Here is a 20,657-nt window from a genome sequence, read left to right on the forward strand (position 1 = left end):
CTAGTAGGTAGGCCAGTCTACCTACTAGCTGGGTTTGGCACTAGCCTTACTCCGCACCCTGCCGCCGGAGCTCCGACTCCAGCAACGTGATGCTGGGCAGGGTGGAGGCAAACTCCTCGGGGAGGGAGGCCACGATTTCGGCCTCCCATTCCGCGACGCCGATGGGTTTACTGAATCCCCGAAGCGCGTACTCGGCCACCACGTTGTTCTTGGTCTTGCACAGCAGCAGGCCGATGGTCGCTTGGTCGTCCGGATGCCCGAGCAGGTCATCGACGGCGGACATGTACAGGTTGATCTGCCCCAGGTATTCGGGCTTGAACGCGGTGGCCTTGAGTTCAACGACCACGAAGCAGCGCAGCTTGAAGTTGTAGAAGAGCAGGTCCGCGTAGAACTCGTCGCTGCCTACGGTCAGCCGCACCTGGCGTCCTACGAAGGCGAAGCCCCGGCCCAGTTCCAGCAGGAATTTTTCCACGTGCACGATCAGCTGGTGTTCCAGGTCCCGCTCATCCCGTTGCCCGGTCATCGCCACGAAGTCGAAGACGTAAGGGTCCTTGAAGGCCTGCACAGCAAGGTCCGAACCCGGCGGGGCCAAGGTCTCCCGGAAGTTCGTCACGGCCTTGCCTGAGCGTTCCCGGACCTTGCTGTCGATTTGGAGGGCGAGGACGTTGCGGGACCAGCCCTCGGCCAGAGCCCGTTCCGCGTACCAGAGGCGGCTCTCCTCTTGGTCCAGTTTGTCCAGCAGGACGACGTTGTGGCCCCACGGCAATGTTGCAACAGGCTGTTGCAACATTGGGAAGTCCGGCCAGGCCTGGGCGAATGACTTCATATAGCGCAGGTTGCGGGGCGAGAATCCCTTGGCCTCCGGGAACGCGGATCGCACGTCCGCTGAGAGCCGGGTGACGACCTTGCTGCCCCATCCTTCCGCGTTTTCCCGTGCGGACAGTTCCCTTCCGATGTTCCAGTAGGCCAGCAGCATTTCCCGGTTGGCGGCGGAGATGGCCCGTGACCGGCCGGCATTGATCTGGCTCGAAACCGAGGCGAGCAACTCCGGGTACCAAGCGGGCATGGAGGACGCTGCGGGGGTGGCTTCGAAGCGGGCTGTTTCAGACATACGGACGGTTCCTTCCGGAAAAACGGGTTCAACCGGAACCTAGCCTGCACCACCGACATTTCTGCAGGTGGTGCAGTACCGCTGCTTTCGTGGCCCGATCCCATTCCCTCGGCGCGCCGGGGCCCCTACGCTGATGTACGGAGGTGGTTGCCGTGGAGGCTTCCCAGGGAGACCGGATCATCATCCGGGGCAGGACCGTAGGATCGAGTGACCGTCACGGGGAAATCCTCGAGGTGAAAGGCGAGAACGGGGCGCCGCCTTACTTCGTGCGCTTCGACGATGGGCATGAAACGATGCTCTACCCAGGCGGCGATTTCGCCGTCGAGCGCAAAACCACCAGCTAGCGCGGGATCCCCGAGCGAGCGCAGCGAGATTTGGGCAGCGCGATGCGCTAGCCCGCCAGGACTGCCGGTTCCTGTCCGTACTCTGCCGTGACCATGATCGGCAGGTGGTCAGACCTGCCCTGCGGAAGGGTCTCCACCTTGCTGATGTCCAGGCCGAGGGACGTGGCAAAGTCGAAATGGCCCCGGAAGACTTTGTATCGCAGATAAGTCTTACGATCGCTCAGCGACACTGAATAGCCCGAGTTCTTCACGTGTGCATGCAGTTTGTCCGTGAAGAACGGGTAGTTGAAATCGCCGACCATCAGTGTCATGAGCCCGTCGCCCATTGCCATCAGTTCGGCGTGGGCCGCGTGGATCTGCTTGCGGCGCAATGAGTTCGATGCCGTCAAGGGTGCGGCATGGAAGGAACCGATCACCAACTCGTGGCCCGTGCTGTGGTCCGTCATCCTGGTGCCGAGCAGCCTTTCGTGCGCCGGCGCCAGCACCCGGTCATGGATGGATTTCTGCAGGGCGAAGGATTTGCTTTCCAGCGGGCTGAAGCGCTCGGCGCGGTAGTAAATGGCCAGGCCCAGGCGGTTTCCCTTGGTGGAGTCGGCCATGCGCAGCGGGCCCAGGCTCGTCGGGAGATCGGCGGCGTCGCATTCCTGCAGGCAGAGCGCATCGAGATCGAACTCACCGGCAAGCTGGTTCAGCTCGTTGCTGGCCCTGTGCTTGCGGAGGTTATAGCTGATTACCCGGATCAGAAGAAAACCTCCTTGGACTTGCAGCAACGGATTGTCCCTTCGCCAAAGTTAGCAGCTTTCCATGGGTTACCCGGGAATCCGAAGCAAGGGAAAAATTCTTCCACGCCTGGCCGGGCCACCTCCACGCAGCCGGTCCGGGCCAGCTTGCAAAAGCTGAGACACTGGAGGATGGAAGCGCGTTTGATTGGCTGGGAGGCCGGACCATGGATGACATTCTGAAGCTCCCGTTCGGCGTAGCGTTGGCCATCCTGTTCGGCATTGTGATGATCCGGGTCAATGTCACCTACTGGTTGGGCAGGGGAGCCGCCGCCGGCGTCGAACGGAGCCGCTTCGCCGCCCGCTTCCACACGTCCAAGGCAGCCAAAGCCCAGGCGCTGATCCAGCGCTGGGGACCGTTCGCCGTCGTGCTTTCCTTCCTCACGGTGGGAGTCCAGACGGCCATCAACTTCGCCGCGGGCGCCGCCGTGATGCCCTTGCGGCGCTACCTTCCCGCCGCCGTCGTCGGTTCCGCGGCGTGGGCCTTGCTGTACGCGACGATCGGCTTTGCGGCGATTGACGCCTGGCTGGCCCTCGGGGCCGGTTCGCCAGTGACCGGAGTGCTCCTCCTTGTCCTCGCCGCGGGTGTGGTGGTGTACGTCGTTGTGCGGCGGCGGCGCCGTGCTGCCGTGGCGACCGACGCCCCCGCCGCAAGGGATACAGTGGTCTGAGTTCCAGCAATTACGAGGATCCGGCAACGGGCGTTGAAAGGGCATGCGTGGGCACTGAGCTTCCCGAACTCGCAGAGGGCAATTTCTACTACGAGACGCTTGGCGGCGGGCGCTACCGTTCAACTATCCACGTCCAGGGGGCCTGGAACCCCCACGAGCAGCACATGGCGCCGGCTTCCGGAATTCTGGCCGAGGTCCTGCTTCGCCACGAGCCCCGCGACGACATGCGGATCGCCCGGATCAGCTACGAGATCCTGGGCTTGATTCCAGGCGGTGAATTCACAGTTACGAGCACCACCCTGCGTCCCGGGAAGACGATCGAACTGATCCAGGCCGAGCTTTCCGCCGGCGGACGGACCGCCATCCGGGCAACCGCCTGGCGGATGGCCACCAGCGACACCAGCGCGGTCGCGGCCATCGAAGATGAACCCATGCCCCCGCCCGACGAATGCAAGCCCTGGGATGGAGCCAGTGTGTGGCCTGGCGGCTATATCCGTTCCCTTGAGATGCGCATCGCCGAAGGCCACCGCCCGGGCTCGGGCAAGGTGTGGATCCACACGGACGTAGCTTTGACGGACGCCGGGGACAGCCGCGACTTCGCCCGCCTGATCGGTCTCGTGGACACCGCCAACGGGATTGCCGCGCGGGTTTCTCCCGGCAAGAACAGCTACCTGTTCCCGAACCTGGACCTTCAGGTCCACATGTACCGGGAACCTGCGGGGGACTGGCTTGGACTGGACAACAAGGTTTCCTTCGGTACCGACGGGATCGGCCTGACGTCGACCGTACTGCATGACCTCAAAGGCCCCTTCGGCAGGGCTGAGCAAATCCTCACCCTGAGGCGCAGCTGATGACCGCCGCAGTGACCGGCGGTGCCGGAACCCTGACCGTGATGCGGCAGGGCGAATCCCTGGGTGCACCCGAAGACCTCGATTTCGGCATCGAGCTGCTTAACCGCGCCCGCCGCGGGCAGCTGGAGCCGACCCTCAGGCTGTACCGGCCGGAGCCGACCGTTGCCTTCGGGCAGCGCGACGCCAAACTGCCCGGCTTCGGGGCCGCGGCCCAGGCCTGCCGTGACCTCGGCTTCGAACCCCTGGTACGAAAGGCCGGCGGCCGGGCAGCTGCCTACCATCAAGGCACCCTCGTGGTGGACCACGTGGAGCCGCATCAGGACGCGATCGCCGGCGCGAAAGGGCGCTTCGCGTACTTCGGCGAGTTGCTGGCAGGTGCGCTGCGAAGCGTCGGGCTCCACGCCGCCGTCGGCGAAATTCCCGGGGAGTACTGTCCCGGCGAGTTCAGCGTGCACGGCGTGGACCCGGAGTTTCCTGCCCACAGGGTCAAGCTGATCGGCACTGCCCAGCGCGTTGTATCCGGCGCTTGGCTGTTCAGCTCGGTGGTGGTGGTCCAGGATTCTGCTCCGATCCGCGCGGTGCTGGCGGCGAGTTATGAGGCGCTCGGCCTTGACTGGGATCCGGCAACAGCGGGCGCCGCGGACGACCTCCTGCCTGGAGTGGATGTTCCGGCGGTTGAGGAAGCCATCATCAAGGCGTATGCGGGGCATGCGGAACTGCGCGACGGCGACTTCCGGACACTGCTGGGCTGACGCGCCCGCCCGCATCTCCCGCCCGGGCCGGACGTTGTCGCCGGCCGGTGCCGGGACTAGGCTTGGTGCCGGAACGCGCGATTCCCATGGTCTTCCCGGCGAGGGAGGTGGTGCACCGTGGATCGGAAAGCACCGGAAGTCCAAGACTCTGACGCACGGCTCAAGGTCGGCGCCCCCGGGCGTTCGGCAGCGGGGCTGCCCAGCCTGGCCGAGACGGTGCCGCGCGCCGTCGGCGAAATGGGAGTCGGCCGGGCCTGGAAGGCACTCCGCGCCGTCAACCAGAAGGACGGCTACGACTGCATGGGGTGCGCCTGGCCGGATCCGGACCACCGGAAAGCAGCGGAATTCTGCGAGAACGGCGCCAAGGCAGTCGGCTGGGAAGCGGGCATGCTCACGGTCCCCGCGACTTTCTGGGAAGAGAACGACGTCGGATCCCTCGCCTCCCGCACGGAGTACTGGCTTGGCCAGCAGGGCCGGCTGACAGAGCCCGTCTACAAGCCGGAGGGATCGGACCACTATCACCCGGTTGCGTGGGACGAGGCGTTCCGGATCATCGCCCAGGAACTGAATGCGCTGGATTCTCCCGACGAAGCGGCCTTCTATACGAGCGGCCGCACCAGCAACGAGGCAGCCTTCGCCTATCAGCTCTTTGCACGCGCCTTCGGAACCAACAACCTGCCGGACTGCTCCAACATGTGCCACGAATCGTCCGGCGTGGCGATGACGGAGACCATCGGGGTCGGCAAAGCCGCTGTGAGGTACGCCGATTTCGCCAAATCCGAGTTGATCATCGTGATGGGACAGAACCCGGGAACCTGCCACCCGCGGATGCTCACGGCATTGGAAGAAGCCAAACAGGCCGGTGCTTCGATCGTGGCAGTCAATCCGCTTCCGGAGGCCGGACTGATCAATTTCAGGAATCCGCAGAGCGTGCGTGGGCTGGTGGGCCGCGGGACCGACCTCGCCGATCAGTTCCTGCAGATCCGCCTTGCCGGCGACATGGCCCTGCTGCAGGCTCTGTCCAAGCGCGTCCTCGACGCCGAAAGGTCTGCGCCCGGAACCGTCCTGGACCACGATTTCATCAAGAAGCACTGCCAGGGCCTGGACGGGCTCCGGGCGCACCTCGAAAACCTCGACGAGCAAGAGGTGCTGGCCGCAACGGGCCTTGGCGCAAGCGAGATCGATGAGCTCGCGCAGCGGTACCTGGGCGCGCGGCGCGTCATCGTCACCTGGGCCATGGGACTGACCCAGCACCGCAAGGCGGTGGACACGATCAAGGAGATCATCAACCTGCTGCTGCTCCGGGGAAACATCGGCAAGGCAGGGGCGGGGCCATCGCCCATCCGGGGTCACAGCAACGTGCAGGGTGACCGGACGATGGGTATCTGGGAGAAGATGCCGGCGTGGTTCCTGGATGCCCTGCAGCGCGAGTTCGGCTTCGATCCGCCCCGCACGGACGGCGTCGATGCCGTGGACAGCATCAGGGGCATGCGGGACGGCAGGATCAAGGTCCTCGTTGCACTCGGCGGGAACCTGGTGCATGCCATCTCCGACACCGGATCCGCGGAGGCCGCAGTGCGCAGGACCCGGCTCTCCGTGCAGATCTCGACCAAGCTGAATCGTTCACATGCCGTGACCGGCGCTCAGGCGCTGATCCTGCCCACCCTGGGCCGCACCGAGATTGACATGCAGGCATCCGGGGCGCAATTTGTCACGGTAGAGGACACGGTCTGCGCGGTGCACCGTTCAGAAGGGAACCTGGAACCGGTCCCGGCCGACGCCAGGTCCGAGGTGGCGATTGTTTGTGCGCTGGCGCGGGCGGTGCTTGGCGGCAAGGTCGCCGTCGACTGGGAGGGCCTCAGCGCCAACTACGACCGCATCCGGGATCACATTTCGCGTGTGGTGCCCGGTTTCGAAAACTTCAATGCCCGGGCGCGGACCCAGGACGGCTTCGTCCTGCCGCACGGGCCGCGGGATTCGCGGACGTTTCCCACTGCGAGCGGCAAAGCCATGTTCACCGTGAACAGGCTTGAGACCATCCATGTGCCGGCCGGCCGTCTGTTATTGCAGACCGTCCGCTCCCACGACCAGTTCAACACGACCACTTACAGCATGAACGACAGGTACCGGGGCGTGAAGAAAGGGCGGATGGTGCTCTTTGTCCACCCGCAGGATCTTGCGGATCTTGGCTTGGCCGACGGCGGCTACGTGGACGTCCACAGCGAAGCGGCCGACGGCGTCGACAGGGTCCTGCGCCAGCTGCGCCTGATTGCGTACCCCAGCGCCCGCGGATGTGCCACCGCGTACTACCCCGAGGCGAACGTCCTGGTGCCGCTGGATTCAACCGCCGAGGGAAGCAACACCCCGGCGTCGAAATCCGTGATCATACGGCTCGAAGCGGCCGCCGCCCCGGACCTGGTCCGGGTGGCCGGATCCACTTAGGCTGCGAGGCGCTCGACGATCTCCGCGGCGGAGGGATTGGTGGCGGCGGTTCCATCCGGGAACAGCACCGTGGGAACGGTGCGGTTGCCGCCGTTGATCTTCTCCACGATTTCGGCAGTGCCGTCGACCTCTTCGATGTTGATCTCGGTGTAGCCGATGCCCTGCACATCCAGCTGCTTCTTCAGCCTCTTGCAGTAGCCGCACCAGGTGGTCGAGAACATGGTGATGGTGCCGGAATCGGGGGTGAAGTCCAAGATTGCTCCTGTCGCCGTTGTTGTGAACTACTCGCACCAACGGTACCCCGGGCCAGGCTATTCCCATGCGCAACGGCAGGCGCCGGACGTCACATGACGTCCGGCGCAGCAGGACCGGTGATTTCAGAGGCTTTCGGTCACCGGAACACCGGACTGGAACTCCCGGCCGTCCGCTTCGCTGAAGGCGGTGATCACGTGGCCTTTGCCCAGGCCGTTGATGGCCGAAATCGGGAAGTTCGCGGTGATCGTGTTGCCGGTGTGTGCAACGTCCTTGAGGTCGTAGTTTTCCTCGGTGCCCTGGTCGTGGTTGAAGGCGAAGAACGCGATCGCTTCGCCGTTCATGAATTCGACGCCGAGCCTGCGCTGCGAGGAATAGTCCGGGCTGGCGGCCATGAGGCCCACTACATAGGCGCCCGAGCCGGGAATACTGCCGTCGATCTCAAAGCGGGCCACCAGGGTGGCCTCGGTTGCCGTGATGCTTGCCTGCTTCAGGAATGCGTCATGGGTACTCATGGCTCAATCCTGCTCCCCGGCCCCGCCGCCGTCCACCCCTAAAAGGGTTCCGGTCCCGCTTTCCGGCGGCCCGCAAGACAGTCTGCCCGGGGCCCGCGGGGCAGCTTTGGACGCCCTCGGCCGAACCGATACGATGGACGGTGGCTGGCTGTGGTCCCCGTACGCCACAAGCTATGAAGCCTCAACAATGAATAGGAGACCCCCGTGTCAGATGCCCAGCAGATCACCCTCATCGTCGATGGCGAAGAGACCAAGGTGACGGAGGGGACTACCGGGGCGGAACTCTTCTTCGAACGGCGCGACGTCGTCGTCGCCCGGGTGAACGGTGAACTCAAGGACCTCGACCAGGTGCTGCCCGAAGGCGCCGACATCGAAGGCGTCACCATCGACTCCCCGGACGGACTCAACGTCCTCAGGCACTCCACCGCCCACGTCATGGCACAGGCCGTGCAGCAGTTGCGTCCCGATGCGAAACTCGGCATCGGCCCGTACATCACAGACGGCTTCTACTTCGACTTCGACGTTGCCGAACCCTTCACCCCGGAGGACCTGCGCACCCTCGAAAAGATGATGCAGAAAATCATCAACCAGAACCAGAAGTTCGTGCGCCGTGTGGTCAACGAGGACGAAGCCCGCGAAGCGATGAAGAACGAGCCCTACAAGCTCGAACTGCTCGGCAAGAAGAATGACGCCTCCGACGCCGGGGAGGGCGTCAATGTCGAGGTGGGCGCCGGAGACATCACCATCTACGACAACGTTGACCGCAAGAGCGGAGAAGCTGTCTGGTGTGACCTCTGCCGTGGCCCGCATCTGCCTAACACCAAGCTGATTTCCAACGCCTTCGCGCTGACCCGTTCCTCGGCGGCATACTGGCTGGGCAACCAGAACAACCAGCAGCTGCAGCGCATCTACGGCACCGCATGGCCCACCAAGGATGCGCTCAAGGCCTACCAGGAGCGCATCGCCGAGGCCGAGCGCCGCGACCACCGCAAGCTCGGCGCCGAACTGGACCTGTTCTCCTTCCCGGACGAACTGGGCTCCGGCCTGCCCGTGTTCCATCCCAAGGGCGGCATCATCCGCAAGGCCATGGAGGACTACTCCCGGCAGCGCCATGTGGACGCCGGCTACGAGTTCGTCTACACCCCGCACATCACCAAGGGCCACCTCTACGAGGTTTCCGGACACCTTGACTGGTACCGCGACGGCATGTTCCCGGCGATGCACATCGACGCCGAGCTGAACGAGGACGGCACCGTGCGCAAGCCCGGCCAGGACTACTACCTGAAGCCGATGAACTGCCCCATGCACAACCTCATCTTCCGCTCGCGCGGCCGCTCCTACCGCGAGCTGCCGTTGCGGCTCTTCGAGTTCGGTTCCGTCTACCGCTACGAGAAGTCCGGCGTCGTGCACGGCCTGACCCGGGTCCGCGGCATGACACAGGACGACGCCCACATCTACTGCACCAAAGAGCAGATGAAGGACGAGCTCACCTCCACCCTGAACTTCGTCCTGGGCCTCCTGAAGGACTACGGGCTGGATGACTTCTACCTGGAACTGTCCACCAGGAACGAAGACAAGTTCGTCGGTGACGACGCCATCTGGGAAGAGGCAACCCGCACCCTGGCCGAGGTGGCCGAGGCCTCCGGGCTGGAGCTGGTTCCGGATCCGGGCGGAGCGGCGTTCTACGGCCCGAAGATCTCCGTGCAGGCGAAGGACGCGCTGGGCCGGACCTGGCAGATGTCCACCATCCAGTTGGACTTCAACCTGCCCGAGCGTTTCGAACTCGAGTACCAGGCCGCCGACGGCACCCGCCAGCGCCCGGTCATGATCCACCGCGCGCTCTTCGGCTCCGTGGAGCGTTTCATGGGCGTGCTGACCGAACACTACGCGGGAGCCTTCCCGGCATGGCTGTCACCCGTCCAAGTGGTCGGCATCCCGGTCGCCGAAGCGTTCAACGACTACATGTTCGACGTCGTGGACCAGCTCAAGGCCGCAGGCATCCGCGCCGAAGTGGATATTTCCTCGGACCGCTTCCCGAAGAAGATCCGCACCGCCAGCAAGGACAAGATCCCCTTCGTCCTGATCGCCGGCGGCGAGGACGCCGAGGCCGGGGCAGTGTCGTTCCGCTTCCGCGACGGCAGCCAGGACAACGGCGTGCCCGTTGCCGAAGCCGTCCGCCGGATCGTCGACGCCGTCAAGAACCGCGAGAGCTGACGGGCAGCCAGCGTCCACGTCAGGAGAACAGTGCAGGAGGACACAGGCGTGAGCCCTGAATACCCTGGTGATGCCGAAGTAACCGACGACTTCGGCCTGGCAGGCGTTCCCGACGCCTTCCAGCGCCTGTGGACTCCGCACCGCATGGCATACATCAAAGGCGGCCAGCAGCAGTTCAAGGACCAGGACGACTGCCCCTTCTGTGTGGCGCCATCCCGCAGCGACGAGGAGTCGCTGATCGTGCACCGCGGCAAGACCTGCTTCGTGGTACTCAACCTCTTCCCGTACAACCCCGGACACCTGTTGGTCTGCCCGTACCGGCACGTCCCCGACTACACGGACATCACGCTCGAGGAAACCGCGGAGATGTCCGAGCTGACGCAGACCGCGATGCGCGTGCTGCGGAAGGTGGCCAACCCCAGCGGCTTCAACCTGGGCATGAACCAGGGCGTCACCGGTGGCGCGGGAATCGCAGCCCACCTGCACCAGCACGTTGTTCCGCGCTGGGGCGGGGACGGGAACTTCTTCCCCATCATTGCCCAGACCAAGGCCATCACCCAGACCCTCGACGAGGTCAGGCAGCAGGTGGCCGACGCCTGGCCGGGGGAGTCGGATGCTCAATAGGCATGCCCGCGGCTTCTTCACCGCGATCTTCGCCCCCATAGCCCGTTTCCTCCTCAAACACGGAGTCTCGCCGGACGCCGTCACGATCGTCGGCACGTCCGGCGTCGTGCTGGGTGCCATCGTGCTTTATCCGCTCGGCGAGCTCTGGTGGGGATCCCTGCTGATCGCGGTCTTCGCCTTGTCCGACGTCGTGGACGGAATCATGGCACGCCAGCAGGGCCGCAGCGGTGCATGGGGAAACTTCCTTGACTCCACCCTGGACCGGATTGCGGACGGGGCGATTTTCGCCGGCGTCTCCATCTGGTTCTTCACCGGCGGCGCTGACCGCCCGATCGCCCTTGCCTCCCTCGCCTGCCTGGTGCTGGGCATGGTGGTTTCCTACGCCAGGGCGAAGGCGGAATCCCTTGGCTTCCACGCCAACGTGGGCATCGCGGAGCGCGCCGAGCGGTTGATTTCGGTGCTTCTGGTCACCGGCCTCACCGGGCTCGGGCTGCCGCCGGTGGTCCTGTTCGTGACCCTTGTTGCCCTCGCCGCCGCCACAGCCGTCACCGTCGTGCAGCGCATGGCGGCCGTGCGCCGCCAGTCCCTCGCGGCAGTCGACGGCGGCGCCTCAGCCTGAGCCGGACCCGCGCCTGCCGTCCCGGAACAGCGGCAACGGGCACCTTTCCCGCGCCCGTTCATGAAGTGCAAACGCCCTGCCGCTGGGGACTAGTATGGAAGTACTTGGTCAATACGGCCTGGAAATCCGGCGCGCTTCGAGTGGCTCCCGTCCGCATGCGCCCCGGGCAGAAGGTCTTCTATCTACCCATAGGGGTTTTTGTGTCTACACCAGATGTAAGCAACGAAGCCGGCTCGTCCGCAGCGTCCGTGACGGGCAGCAGCCGCGTGAAGCGGGGCATGGCTGAGATGCTCAAGGGCGGCGTCATCATGGACGTTGTCAACGTCGAGCAGGCCCGCATCGCCGAAGATGCCGGTGCCGTGGCGGTCATGGCCCTCGAGCGTGTTCCCGCTGACATCCGCGCCCAGGGCGGCGTGTCCCGCATGTCCGATCCGGACATGATCGATCAGATCATCGAAGCCGTGTCCATCCCGGTGATGGCCAAGGCCCGCATCGGCCACTTCGTCGAAGCCCAGGTGCTGCAGTCCCTGGGTGTGGACTACATCGACGAGTCCGAGGTCCTGACCCCGGCCGACTACGTCAACCACATCGACAAATGGAACTTCACCGTTCCCTTCGTCTGCGGTGCCACGAACCTGGGTGAGGCGCTGCGCCGCATCAACGAGGGCGCCGCGATGATCCGTTCCAAGGGCGAGGCCGGCACCGGCGACGTGTCCAACGCGACCGGGCACATGCGCCAGATCCGTGCCGAGATCGCCAAGCTCTCGGCCCTGCCCGAGGACGAGCTGTACGTCGCGGCCAAGGAACTGCAGGCCCCGTACGAGCTGGTCAAGGAAGTTGCTGCGACCGGCAAGCTTCCCGTGGTGCTGTTCACCGCCGGCGGCATCGCCACCCCGGCCGACGCTGCGATGATGATGCAGCTGGGCGCTGACGGCGTGTTCGTCGGCTCGGGCATCTTCAAGTCCGGCAACCCGGCCCAGCGTGCCGCCGCCGTCGTGAAGGCCACCACCTTCTACGACGACCCGGACGTCATCGCCAAGGTCTCCCGCGGACTGGGCGAAGCCATGGTCGGCATCAACGTCGACGAGATCCCCCAGCCGCACCGCCTGGCCGAGCGCGGCTGGTAGGGCTTACCTAGGTCTCGGGTAGCGGCAATCCTCTGCGTGCTATCCCCGCGCTCTGTTAGCACCTAGGTCTCTGCTCAGGGCGCGGGGCCCTTTTACGCAGGGTGCGTTTTTACGTCCCGCCCTCTGCTTGTGGTTTTTTTTTTATTGAGGTGGGGGGGCTGACCCTTTTTGTGCGCCCGCCCGCCGTCGTTGGTTTAAGGGGTGGGGACGTTACTCCAGGCCGCGGCGCTTTAGGAGCGGGGTGATGTCCGCGTCGCGTCCGCGGAAGGCCCGGAAGGAATCCAGGGGGTCGCGGCTGTTGCCGCGCGAGAGGAGCTCGGCGCGGAAAGTGTCGCCGTTTGCGCGGGTGAGGCCGCCGTTGTCCTTGAACCATTCGACCGTGTCGGCATCCAGCACCTCGCTCCAGATGTAGGAGTAATAGCCGGCCGAATAGCCGTCGCCCGCGAAGATGTGCTGGAAGTAGCCTGTGCGGTAGCGCGGCGGGATCAGGGCGTGCGCCACGCCGGCAGCGGCAAGGGCCTTGGCTTCGAAGTCGAGGACGTCTTCCGGGATGCTGGAATCGTCGAGCACATGCCACGCCAGGTCCAGCAGCGCGGCTCCGAGGTATTCCGTGGTGGCGAAGCCCTCGCCCCAGAGCCGGGAATCCTCCAGGCGGGTGACGGTTTCGCGGGGGAGCGGCTCGCCGGTGCGGTAATGGCGCGCGTAGTTGGCAAGCACTTCCGGCCACATGATCCACATTTCGTTGACCTGGGAAGGGTACTCCACGAAGTCCCGCGGCACCTCCGGCCCGGAAAACCGCGGGTAGATGACCTTGGAAAGCAGGCCGTGCAAGGCGTGGCCGAACTCGTGGAAAACGGTGCGGACTTCGTCGAGGGTCAGGAGCGTTGCCTCTCCGGCCGGCGGTTTGGAGATGTTCAGCGTGTTGACCACCACCGGCTTGGCGGCCAGGAGAACCGACTGTTCCACCAGGGCATTCATCCACGCCCCGCCGCGCTTGGTGTCCCTGGTGTAGTAGTCACCCAGGAAAAGGCCCAGGCCGGTGCCGTCTGCGTCGAAGACTTCCCAAACCCGCACGTCCGGGTGGTAACCCGAGAGGTCGCTGCGCTCCTGGAATGTCAGGCCATAGAGCTTGTTCGCCGCGAAGAAGACCCCGTCCGTGAGCACGCGGTCCAGTTCGAAGTACGGCCGCAGGGCCTGCTCGTCCACCTCGTACCGTTCACGCCGCACCTTGGCTGAGTAGAAGGCCCAGTCCCACGCCTCCAGGGGGTGCCCGGCGCTTTCCGCCAATGCGGCGGCTTCGGCGTCGGCGTTTCGGACGGCGGCCGGTGCCAGGCGGTTCAGCATGCTTTCGACGGCGGCATAGTCCGGCGCGGTCTGCCGTTCCACCACCAGTTCGGCGTAGTTCGCGAACCCCAGCAGTGCCGCCTTCGCCGCGCGCAGGCGGACCAGGGCGAGGACCAGTTCCCGGACGTCCAGCGCCCCGCCGTCGGTGCCCCGGCCAATGGACGCCTCGTAAAGGCGCCGCCGCAGCTCCCGGTTTTCGAGCGAGGCCATCGCTGCCTGGTTGCTCGGCTGGATCAGCGTCAGCAGATATTTCCCGTCGTGGCCGGCCGCCCGCGCGGCCTCGGCAGCGCTGGCGATGTCGTCTTCAGGGAGTCCAGCCAGTTCTTCAGGGTCCGCCGCGAGGACCGCGCCCGCCTTCATTGCCTCCTTGGTCCGCTGGCCAAACTCGGTGCCGAGCCGTGAAAGCTCCGCGTTGAGATCCCGGAGCCGGTTCTGGCCCTCCGCGTCCAGCTGGATCCCGGACTGCCGGAACTCGCGCAGGTATTCCTCCACCAGGCGGCGCGACTCGGCGTCAAGACCGGTGGTGTCGATCGCGGCGAAACGCTCGTACAGCGCTTTGTTCAAATAGATCGCATCCCGGTGCGCCGCCAGCTTGGGCATGAGCGCAGTTTCGAGCTCCCGGATCGATTCACTGGCGTCTGCCGAAACAAGGGTGAAGAAGGAGTTCACGGCACGCCCCAGGAGCTGGCCCGAGCGTTCCATGGCGGCAGCGGTGTTCTCGAAGTCCGGCATCCCGGAGCCGGCAAGGATCGCGTCGATTTCCGCAAGCTGCCCGGTCAGCCCGGCCTCGATGGCTTCCGCATAATGGCTGTCTTCAATCGCTGCGAACGGCGGCAACTGGTAGGGAAGATCGCTGGGTGTGAGCAGGGGATTGCTGCTGGAAATCGTCATGAAGGAACACTTTCACGGCTGCGGTCCAGCTCACAAGGCAATGTCCCCGGGATGCAACAATTGGCCCTATGGCGGACAACTCCACGGAAAGCAGGGCACCGAGGATTGCGGTCATCGGCGGCGGAATCGCCGGACTCGCAACGGCGGCAGGGCTCGCCAGGACGGGGGCCGCCGTCGAGGTCTACGAACGTGCCTCACGGTACGCGCTGCCCGGGGCCGGGATCTCGCTGTTCCCGAACTCGCGGGCCGCGATGCGCACCCTCGGCCTGTTGGACGGCTACGATCAACTGCCGCACGGCCCGGGTCCCGGAATCCGCACCGTCATGCGCCGGCCCAGCGGCAAGGTTGCGCTGTCCTTCCCTGCCTGGGCGCGCCCCAAGGTGCGCATGTTCCACCGCAGCGCGCTGCGGGAGTTCCTGCTCGAGTCCTGCCGCGGTATCCCCATCCACTGGGACACTGCGGTCACCGTGGACGACGACGGCGATAATCTCCGCCGCGCCGTGCTCACCGCCGCTGACGGGCAGCAGAGTTCCTGGGACCTTGTGGTTGCGGCCGACGGCCTGCGCAGTGCGACCCGGCGCTTCCTGTCGCTGGACCCGGGCCTGCGCTACGCCGGATACACGGCCTGGCGCGGAGTGACCCGCGACCCCGCGGACACCGGCGGGATGGCGGGCGAAGACTGGGGCAGCCGCCAGCGCTTCGGCACCGTGCCCTTGGCGGACGGCCGGGTCTACTGGTTCGCCGTCGCCACGAAGGACGAAGGCAGGACGGCGGACGTTGAGGGACTGGCCTCGGAAAAGGACGCCGTGGGCCGGGAATTCGCTTCCTGGTATCCGGCAGCGAGGGCCCTGATCGCAGGCACCGACGAAGCCGACGTCCTGCGGCACGATCTCTACGACCTCACCAGGCCCCTGTCCGTGTTCCACCGCGGGCGGGTGGCGCTTGCCGGAGACGCGGCGCACGCCATGACACCCGACCTCGGGCAGGGCGCCGGCGCCGGCCTGGAGGACGCGGCTGCACTGACCGCACTGGTGCGGAGCGCGCTGGCGGGCAGGGCTGCGGGAGCGGGCGCCGACGTCGTCGGGCTGCTTGGGAAGTATTCGCGCCTCCGGGCGCCCAAGGCCGCGAGGATGCTCCGCGCCTCCAGGCTCATGGGCCGGCTGGCCCAACGCGAACGGAAAGCCTGGAGGCCCGGCGGCTAGTTCTGCTTGAAAACGCTAGTTCTGCTTGAAAACCAGGGACATCGGGGTTGCCTGGGCGCCCTGTCCCTGCGGGTTGTCCTTGAAGATCGCCTGGATGGTGTCCTTCGGCAGGTCGGTGTCATGGCCCATCGCCACCACGCCGAGGTCGTTGGCGTCCATGATCGACGTTCCTGCGAAGTTCGCGGCGTACTCGGCCGGGACCCGCTCCCGGACCAGGGCGCTGATCCGGCGCGCGACAGCTTCGGGGTCCTTCGGCGCCAGCTTCACCGAGTTGGCGGAGGAACCAAGGCTGTAGGGCGTGGCGCCGTCGATCGCGTTGATGTTGTGGCCGACCACGTCGTAGAAGACGCCGCTTTTGCCCTGCAGCTTGCCGACGACGCTCGCGGCGGCGGCCTTCGCGATCAGGGGCAGGCCGACCTCGTTGATGGCGATCTGCATGGACCAGGGACTGCCCAGGCCGATGCCGGCAGGAGTCCGCTTGACGAACTTGCTCAGCACCCGGGCGGCGGGGGTCACCTTGATTTCCCACACCGGGAAGGAGCGGCCCTGGGTGATGGCCACGATCTTCTCGCTTACCAGCAGGTACCACGGGGCCGAGGCGACGGCTTTGCGGGTTGCCTCGTCGGCCGCTTCCAGGCCGTCGAAGAAGCGGTTCACGTAGGACAGCACTTCCGGATCAAGGTCGGTTTCGCGCTTGAACACGCCGGTCTGCAGCGGGTAGCGGCGGAACGTCTCGCCACCCACGGCCTCCGGCACCGTGATGTCCAGTTCCTTGCCGGGGTTCGCCTCGTAATCGCTCTTGTTCTCCTTGACGTCCGCGGGCGTTTCGTTCTCGTCGATGAACTCGCGGAACCACAGCTCGACGTTCAGCAGGCGCCAGAAAATCATGGTGTCGGCGTCGTTCTTGTCGTTGAGGTACTCCTCGAACGCCGTCAGGACGGCCTCACGGTTCCAGTACGGGCGCTCGGCGAAGGAGTTGGACATGAAGATCTTGTACAGCCGCTCCTTCATCAGCTTGAACCATTCGGCCTCGGGCGTGGTGAAGCCGATCTTGTTCCGGCGGTTGCTGATCTTCTCCGGCAGCAGGCCCCGGGTGGCATCGCGCAGGATCCGCTTGTTCCAGCCGCCCTTGATGATGGCCTCGTCGGAGAGGCTGAAGAGGAATTTGACCACTTCCTTGTCCAGGAACGGCACGCGGCCCTCCAGGGAGAAGCGCATGGTGTTCTTGTCCTCGTAGCGCAGCAGCGAGGGCAGCGACTTGTGGAAGAGGTCGTCGATCAGGCGCAGCTTCATGTTGTCCGGGATGTTGCTGAAGCTTTCGGCCTTGAAACGGCCCGTGAAGCTCTTGTTCAGCAGGGAAGACATGGCCACGGTCTTTTTCGCGGTCAGCTTGCCCTGCAGGCGGAAGCGGCCCAGTCGGTAGAAGATGTCCAGGGAGGAGGTGGCCTCCTTCAGGAGGGTCTTGTAGTCGCCCTTGGCTTTGAGCTGGCGCAGGTAGGCGAAGTAGTAGGGGATATACCCGGCCATCATTTCGTCCGCGCCCTGGCCGTCCAGGAGCACTGTGACGTGCTTGGACGCTTCCTTCATCACGCAGTACTGGGCGTAGGGGCCCGAGGAGATGATGGGCTCCTCCATGGTGCGCACGAAGTCGTCAAGGTCCGCGGCGAAGCCGTCCGGCGTCGGCAGGATCTTGTGGGCCTGGATGTTGCCGCTGCACTTGGCGATCGCGGCGTCGGCGTAGTGTTCTTCGTCGTTGATGGAGTTCGGGAAGACCGCGCTGAAGGTGTTCTGCTTGGCGCCCAGGGAATCGGTGGCTTCGGCCTTTTCCTGCATGAGCTTGTTGATCGTCACCACCACGGCGGAGGAATCCAGCCCGCCGGACAGCGCCGAGCCCAGCGGGACCTCGGACTTCAGTCGCATGCGGATGGCCTCGGTGAAGCGCGTCCGGTACTCCTCGGTGACCTCGGGTGTGTACGGGCGGTCGACCTTGGAAAGCTCCTCAAGTTCTTCGCGCAGCCGGGTGTAGGCGCTGATGCTGTATTTGCCCGTGGCGTTGTCGATGGACATCATCTCGCCGGGCTGCAGCTTGGAGACGCCGGCGAAGAAGGTCTCGGCGGAGTCGTCGTGGATGCGGTACTGCAGGTAGCGGTACAGGATCCGCTCATTGGGCTTGCGTTCGATCTTGCCGCTCTGCAGCAGGGGCTTGATCTCGGAAGCGAAGATGATCTTGGGAGCTTCGTCCGTGCCGGCGTTGGCCCAGTACACCGGCTTGATGCCGAAGTGGTCGCGGGCCAGCACAGTGACGTTCTTCTTCTTGTCCAGGATGGCCAGGCCGAACATGCCGTTGAAGCGGTCGAACGCCTCGGTGCCCCACTGTTCGTAGGACTGCAGCACCACTTCGGTATCCGACTGGGTGGCGAAGGCGCGTCCCAGCCCTTCGAGTTCGGCGCGGAGCTCCAGGTAGTTGTAGACCTCGCCGTTGTAGACCAATACGGTGTCGCCATCGGCGCTGATCATCGGCTCCTGGCCATGCGCAACGTCGATGATGGACAGCCGGCGGTGGGCCAGGCCTACGTTGCCTTCGGTGAAGTAGCCCTCGCCGTCGGGGCCGCGGTGCTCGATGCAGTCATTCATGACCTTCAACAGAGCTTCGTCTTCCCCAAAACCGTGGTAACCGGCGATTCCGCACATAGTGCCTACCTCTTCAATCGTCCTCTGAATCCTTGTCAATGCTACTTGCTGACCGCCGGCGGGCCTCGCGGCGACCGGCCCGCGTGCCCTCCACCCCTAGAATGTTCTGGTGAACATTCCACAGATTTCCTCCCCGCTGGTGGGTGTGCTCGCGCTGCAGGGCGACGTGCGCGAACACCTCCACGCCCTCGAAGCAGTGGGCGCACGCGCCGTCGGCGTCCGCCGCCCGTCGGAACTTGCCGCCGTCGACGGCTTGGTGATTCCCGGCGGGGAATCGACCACCATCGACAAGCTCTCGCGCATCTTCGAACTCGCTGAGCCCATCAAGGAACGGATCGCCGCCGGAATGCCGGTGTACGGCTCCTGCGCCGGCATGATCCTGCTCGCCAACGAGATCGCGGACCCTGCCAAGGACCTCGAAGGCCGGCCGCAGCAGAGCTTCGGCGGCCTGGACATCACAGTGCGCCGCAACGCCTTCGGCCGGCAGCGGGAATCCTTCGAAACGGACCTTGACTTCAAGGGCCTGGATTTCAGCGCGGGCGAGGCCGGCGTGGACCCGGTGCACGCCGTGTTCATCCGCGGCCCGTGGGTGGAACGGGTGGGCCCGGAGGTCGAAATCCTGGCCCAGGTGGACCCGGACAACGCACGCCACACGGATACTTTGCACGGATTGGCTAGAATTGTTGCCGTGCGCTCCGGCCGTTTGCTGGCCACCTCCTTCCATCCGGAAGTGACGGGGGAGAAGCGTATCCACGAACTTTTCATTCGAATGATCAGAGGAGAAGCGTAAGAGCATGTCAGGCCACTCCAAATGGGCGACCACCAAGCACAAGAAAGCCGTCATTGACGCGAAGCGTGCAAAGTCGTTCGCCAAACTGATCAAGAACATCGAAGTCGCCGCCCGCATGGGCGGCCCGGACCTCGCGGGAAACCCGGGCCTGGAACTGGCGGTCACCAAGGCCAAGAAGACCTCGGTGCCCAACGACAACATCGACCGCGCCATCAAGCGCGGCGCCGGCCTCACCGGCGAGGTCATCGACTACACCGAAATCATGTACGAGGCCCGCGGCCCGCAGGGTTCGGCGCTGCTCATCGAATGTCTGACGGACAACAAGAACCGTGCGGCCTCCGAAGTCCGCCTGGCGATTTCCCGCAATGGCGGCACCATCGCCGACCCGGGTTCCGTGAGCTACCTCTTCACCCGCAAGGGCGTCGTCAGCCTGCCGAAGAACGGCCTGGGCGAAGACGACATCCTCATGGCCGTGCTCGAAGCCGGCGCCGAGGAAGTCAAGGACAGCGGCGACAACTGGGAAATCCACTCCGAACCCGGTGACCTCCAGGCCATCCGCGACGCCCTGGCCGAGGCCGGCATCGAGTACGAAAGCGACGAAGCCGAGTTCGTGCCGTCCATGGAGGTCCAGCTCGACCTTGACGGCGCCAAGAAGTTCCTCAAGCTCGTCGACGCCCTCGAAGAACTCGACGACGTCCAGAACGTCTACACCAACGCCGACATGAGCGATGAGGTCCAAGCAGCCCTCGACGCCGAATAAGCTGGGAGCTCCAACAAGCAGCAACAGGAAGGCCCGGAATTGACTCTTCGCGTATTGGGAGTCGATCCGGGCCTTACCCGTTGCGGCATCGGAGTCGTCGACGTCGAACGGAACCGCCGGGCGACGATGGTCGCCGTCGGGGTCGTGGGGACGTCCCCGGACGAGACGCTCGACCGCCGCCTGCTGGTGATCGCCGAGGCGATCGACGAATGGCTCGATCTGCACAAGCCGGACGTGATGGCCGTGGAACGGGTCTTCTCGCAGCTCAACGTCAGCACGGTGATGGGCGTGGCCCAGGCGTCCGGCGTCGTGATCGCTGCCGCCGCGCGCCGCGGCATCCCGGTGGCGCTGCATACGCCGTCGGAAGTCAAGGCCGCCGTCACCGGCAGCGGCGGCGCCAACAAGGATGCCGTCACCAAGCTGATCACCAAGATCCTGCGCCTTGACGCGCCTCCGCGTCCCGCCGATGCCGCTGATGCCCTCGCGTTGGCCGTGACGCACGCCTGGCGCGCGGGAAGCGGAGCCGCCGCGGCCACCACCGGACCGGGCAGCAGCGCCTTGACACCGGCCCAGCGCGCCTGGGCCGAGGCCGAGGCCAAAGCGCGCCGCGGCCGCTGAATGTCTGCGGCCCTTGCTAGGGTATTCGTAGATATGTTCGGATAGTCAGTTTTGACTTCA

19 protein-coding genes are annotated in these 20,657 nt (G+C 65.3%); 13 read left to right on the forward strand and 6 right to left on the reverse strand.

Features of this window, described 5'->3' with window-relative positions; all coding sequences use genetic code 11:
• Positions 1-46: 46 nt before the first annotated feature.
• Positions 47-1,111, reverse strand: a complete 1,065-nt coding sequence (locus ACNQPB_RS14005) for a PDDEXK nuclease domain-containing protein (protein WP_498752645.1) — start codon at positions 1,109-1,111, stop codon at positions 47-49.
• A 152-nt stretch (positions 1,112-1,263) separates the two neighbouring features.
• Here ACNQPB_RS14005 and ACNQPB_RS14010 point away from each other — a divergent pair, with 152 nt between their 5' ends.
• Positions 1,264-1,455, forward strand: coding sequence for a DUF1918 domain-containing protein (locus tag ACNQPB_RS14010; protein WP_498752647.1), 192 nt, complete (start codon positions 1,264-1,266; stop codon positions 1,453-1,455).
• Positions 1,456-1,502: 47 nt separating this feature from the next.
• Here the strand turns inward: ACNQPB_RS14010 and ACNQPB_RS14015 are convergent, their stop codons facing one another.
• Positions 1,503-2,195, reverse strand: coding sequence for an endonuclease/exonuclease/phosphatase family protein (locus tag ACNQPB_RS14015; protein WP_498752838.1), 693 nt, complete (start codon positions 2,193-2,195; stop codon positions 1,503-1,505).
• Positions 2,196-2,401: 206 nt separating this feature from the next.
• Here ACNQPB_RS14015 and ACNQPB_RS14020 point away from each other — a divergent pair, with 206 nt between their 5' ends.
• From ACNQPB_RS14020 to ACNQPB_RS14035, 4 genes are all read left to right on the forward strand, one after another.
• Entirely contained in the window at positions 2,402-2,905 is a 504-nt protein-coding gene (locus ACNQPB_RS14020) for a DedA family protein (RefSeq protein ID WP_498752649.1), read from the forward strand.
• Between the two features lie 47 nt (positions 2,906-2,952).
• The gene (locus ACNQPB_RS14025; protein ID WP_498752651.1) at positions 2,953-3,756 is read left to right on the forward strand and encodes a thioesterase family protein; all 804 of its coding nucleotides are present in this window, start codon (positions 2,953-2,955) and stop codon (positions 3,754-3,756) included.
• A complete protein-coding gene (locus ACNQPB_RS14030) occupies positions 3,756-4,508 on the forward strand; it encodes a lipoate--protein ligase family protein (protein WP_498752653.1) in 753 nt (250 codons plus the stop codon). The genes ACNQPB_RS14025 and ACNQPB_RS14030 overlap by 1 nt, the downstream gene beginning before the upstream one ends.
• 117 nt (positions 4,509-4,625) lie before the next feature.
• Entirely contained in the window at positions 4,626-6,950 is a 2,325-nt protein-coding gene (locus ACNQPB_RS14035) for an FdhF/YdeP family oxidoreductase (protein ID WP_498752655.1), read from the forward strand.
• Here the strand turns inward: ACNQPB_RS14035 and ACNQPB_RS14040 are convergent.
• Positions 6,947-7,204: a mycoredoxin gene (locus ACNQPB_RS14040; RefSeq protein WP_498752657.1), complete on the reverse strand. Its 258-nt coding sequence runs from the start codon at positions 7,202-7,204 to the stop codon at positions 6,947-6,949. The two genes, ACNQPB_RS14035 and ACNQPB_RS14040, sit on opposite strands and share 4 nt — an antisense overlap.
• A gap of 123 nt (positions 7,205-7,327) precedes the next feature.
• Entirely contained in the window at positions 7,328-7,717 is a 390-nt protein-coding gene (locus ACNQPB_RS14045; protein ID WP_498752659.1) for a hypothetical protein, read from the reverse strand.
• Positions 7,718-7,921: 204 nt separating this feature from the next.
• Between ACNQPB_RS14045 and thrS the strand changes: the two genes are divergently transcribed.
• The 4 genes from thrS (at position 7,922) to pdxS (ending at position 12,301) form a co-directional block, all read left to right on the forward strand.
• The gene (thrS, locus tag ACNQPB_RS14050) at positions 7,922-9,931 is read left to right on the forward strand and encodes a threonine--tRNA ligase (RefSeq protein WP_498752661.1); all 2,010 of its coding nucleotides are present in this window, start codon (positions 7,922-7,924) and stop codon (positions 9,929-9,931) included.
• Positions 9,932-9,961: 30 nt separating this feature from the next.
• Complete coding sequence (locus tag ACNQPB_RS14055) at positions 9,962-10,555, forward strand: HIT family protein (protein WP_498752663.1); 594 nt, start codon at positions 9,962-9,964, stop codon at positions 10,553-10,555.
• The gene (gene pgsA / locus ACNQPB_RS14060) at positions 10,545-11,174 is read left to right on the forward strand and encodes a phosphatidylinositol phosphate synthase (protein WP_498752665.1); all 630 of its coding nucleotides are present in this window, start codon (positions 10,545-10,547) and stop codon (positions 11,172-11,174) included. The genes ACNQPB_RS14055 and pgsA overlap by 11 nt, the downstream gene beginning before the upstream one ends.
• A 200-nt stretch (positions 11,175-11,374) precedes the next feature.
• On the forward strand, positions 11,375-12,301 hold the full coding sequence (pdxS, locus tag ACNQPB_RS14065; protein ID WP_120521924.1) for a pyridoxal 5'-phosphate synthase lyase subunit PdxS: 927 nt from the start codon (positions 11,375-11,377) through the stop codon (positions 12,299-12,301).
• Positions 12,302-12,511: 210 nt separating this feature from the next.
• Here pdxS and ACNQPB_RS14070 read toward each other — a convergent pair whose 3' ends face one another.
• Entirely contained in the window at positions 12,512-14,536 is a 2,025-nt protein-coding gene (locus ACNQPB_RS14070) for a M3 family metallopeptidase (RefSeq protein WP_498752667.1), read from the reverse strand.
• A gap of 68 nt (positions 14,537-14,604) precedes the next feature.
• Between ACNQPB_RS14070 and ACNQPB_RS14075 the strand changes: the two genes are divergently transcribed.
• Positions 14,605-15,738: an FAD-dependent monooxygenase gene (locus ACNQPB_RS14075; RefSeq protein WP_498752669.1), complete on the forward strand. Its 1,134-nt coding sequence runs from the start codon at positions 14,605-14,607 to the stop codon at positions 15,736-15,738.
• A gap of 15 nt (positions 15,739-15,753) precedes the next feature.
• On the opposite strand, the gene asnB is transcribed toward ACNQPB_RS14075, so the two are convergent.
• Positions 15,754-18,429, reverse strand: a complete 2,676-nt coding sequence (gene asnB, locus ACNQPB_RS14080) for an asparagine synthase (glutamine-hydrolyzing) (RefSeq protein ID WP_498752672.1) — start codon at positions 18,427-18,429, stop codon at positions 15,754-15,756.
• Positions 18,430-18,538: 109 nt separating this feature from the next.
• Here asnB and pdxT point away from each other — a divergent pair, with 109 nt between their 5' ends.
• From pdxT to ruvC, 3 genes are read left to right on the forward strand one after another with little or no spacing between them, the layout of a single operon-like run.
• On the forward strand, positions 18,539-19,219 hold the full coding sequence (gene pdxT / locus ACNQPB_RS14085) for a pyridoxal 5'-phosphate synthase glutaminase subunit PdxT (RefSeq protein ID WP_498752674.1): 681 nt from the start codon (positions 18,539-18,541) through the stop codon (positions 19,217-19,219).
• A 4-nt stretch (positions 19,220-19,223) separates the two neighbouring features.
• Positions 19,224-19,979, forward strand: coding sequence for a YebC/PmpR family DNA-binding transcriptional regulator (locus tag ACNQPB_RS14090; RefSeq protein WP_498752676.1), 756 nt, complete (start codon positions 19,224-19,226; stop codon positions 19,977-19,979).
• A 39-nt stretch (positions 19,980-20,018) separates the two neighbouring features.
• Complete coding sequence (gene ruvC / locus ACNQPB_RS14095) at positions 20,019-20,597, forward strand: crossover junction endodeoxyribonuclease RuvC (protein WP_498752678.1); 579 nt, start codon at positions 20,019-20,021, stop codon at positions 20,595-20,597.
• Positions 20,598-20,657 lie beyond the last annotated feature (60 nt).

The organism is Curtobacterium sp. LFS079, assembly GCF_047977865.1.
In the GTDB taxonomy this organism is placed as follows: Bacteria; Actinomycetota; Actinomycetes; order Actinomycetales; family Micrococcaceae; genus Arthrobacter.

Bases quoted from the DNA above. Each gene is read 5' to 3' on its own strand.
- ACNQPB_RS14005 (WP_498752645.1), bottom strand. From the start codon at position 1,111: ATGTCTGAAACAGCCCGCTTCGAAGCCACCCCCGCAGCGTCCTCCATG.
- ACNQPB_RS14020 (WP_498752649.1), top strand. From the start codon at position 2,402: ATGGATGACATTCTGAAGCTCCCGTTCGGCGTAGCGTTGGCCATCCTG.
- ACNQPB_RS14030 (WP_498752653.1), top strand. From the start codon at position 3,756: ATGACCGCCGCAGTGACCGGCGGTGCCGGAACCCTGACCGTGATGCGG.
- ACNQPB_RS14045 (WP_498752659.1), bottom strand. From the start codon at position 7,717: ATGAGTACCCATGACGCATTCCTGAAGCAGGCAAGCATCACGGCAACC.
- pgsA (WP_498752665.1), top strand. From the start codon at position 10,545: ATGCTCAATAGGCATGCCCGCGGCTTCTTCACCGCGATCTTCGCCCCC.
- ACNQPB_RS14070 (WP_498752667.1), bottom strand. From the start codon at position 14,536: ATGACGATTTCCAGCAGCAATCCCCTGCTCACACCCAGCGATCTTCCC.
- ACNQPB_RS14075 (WP_498752669.1), top strand. From the start codon at position 14,605: ATGGCGGACAACTCCACGGAAAGCAGGGCACCGAGGATTGCGGTCATC.
- asnB (WP_498752672.1), bottom strand. From the start codon at position 18,429: ATGTGCGGAATCGCCGGTTACCACGGTTTTGGGGAAGACGAAGCTCTG.
- ACNQPB_RS14090 (WP_498752676.1), top strand. From the start codon at position 19,224: ATGTCAGGCCACTCCAAATGGGCGACCACCAAGCACAAGAAAGCCGTC.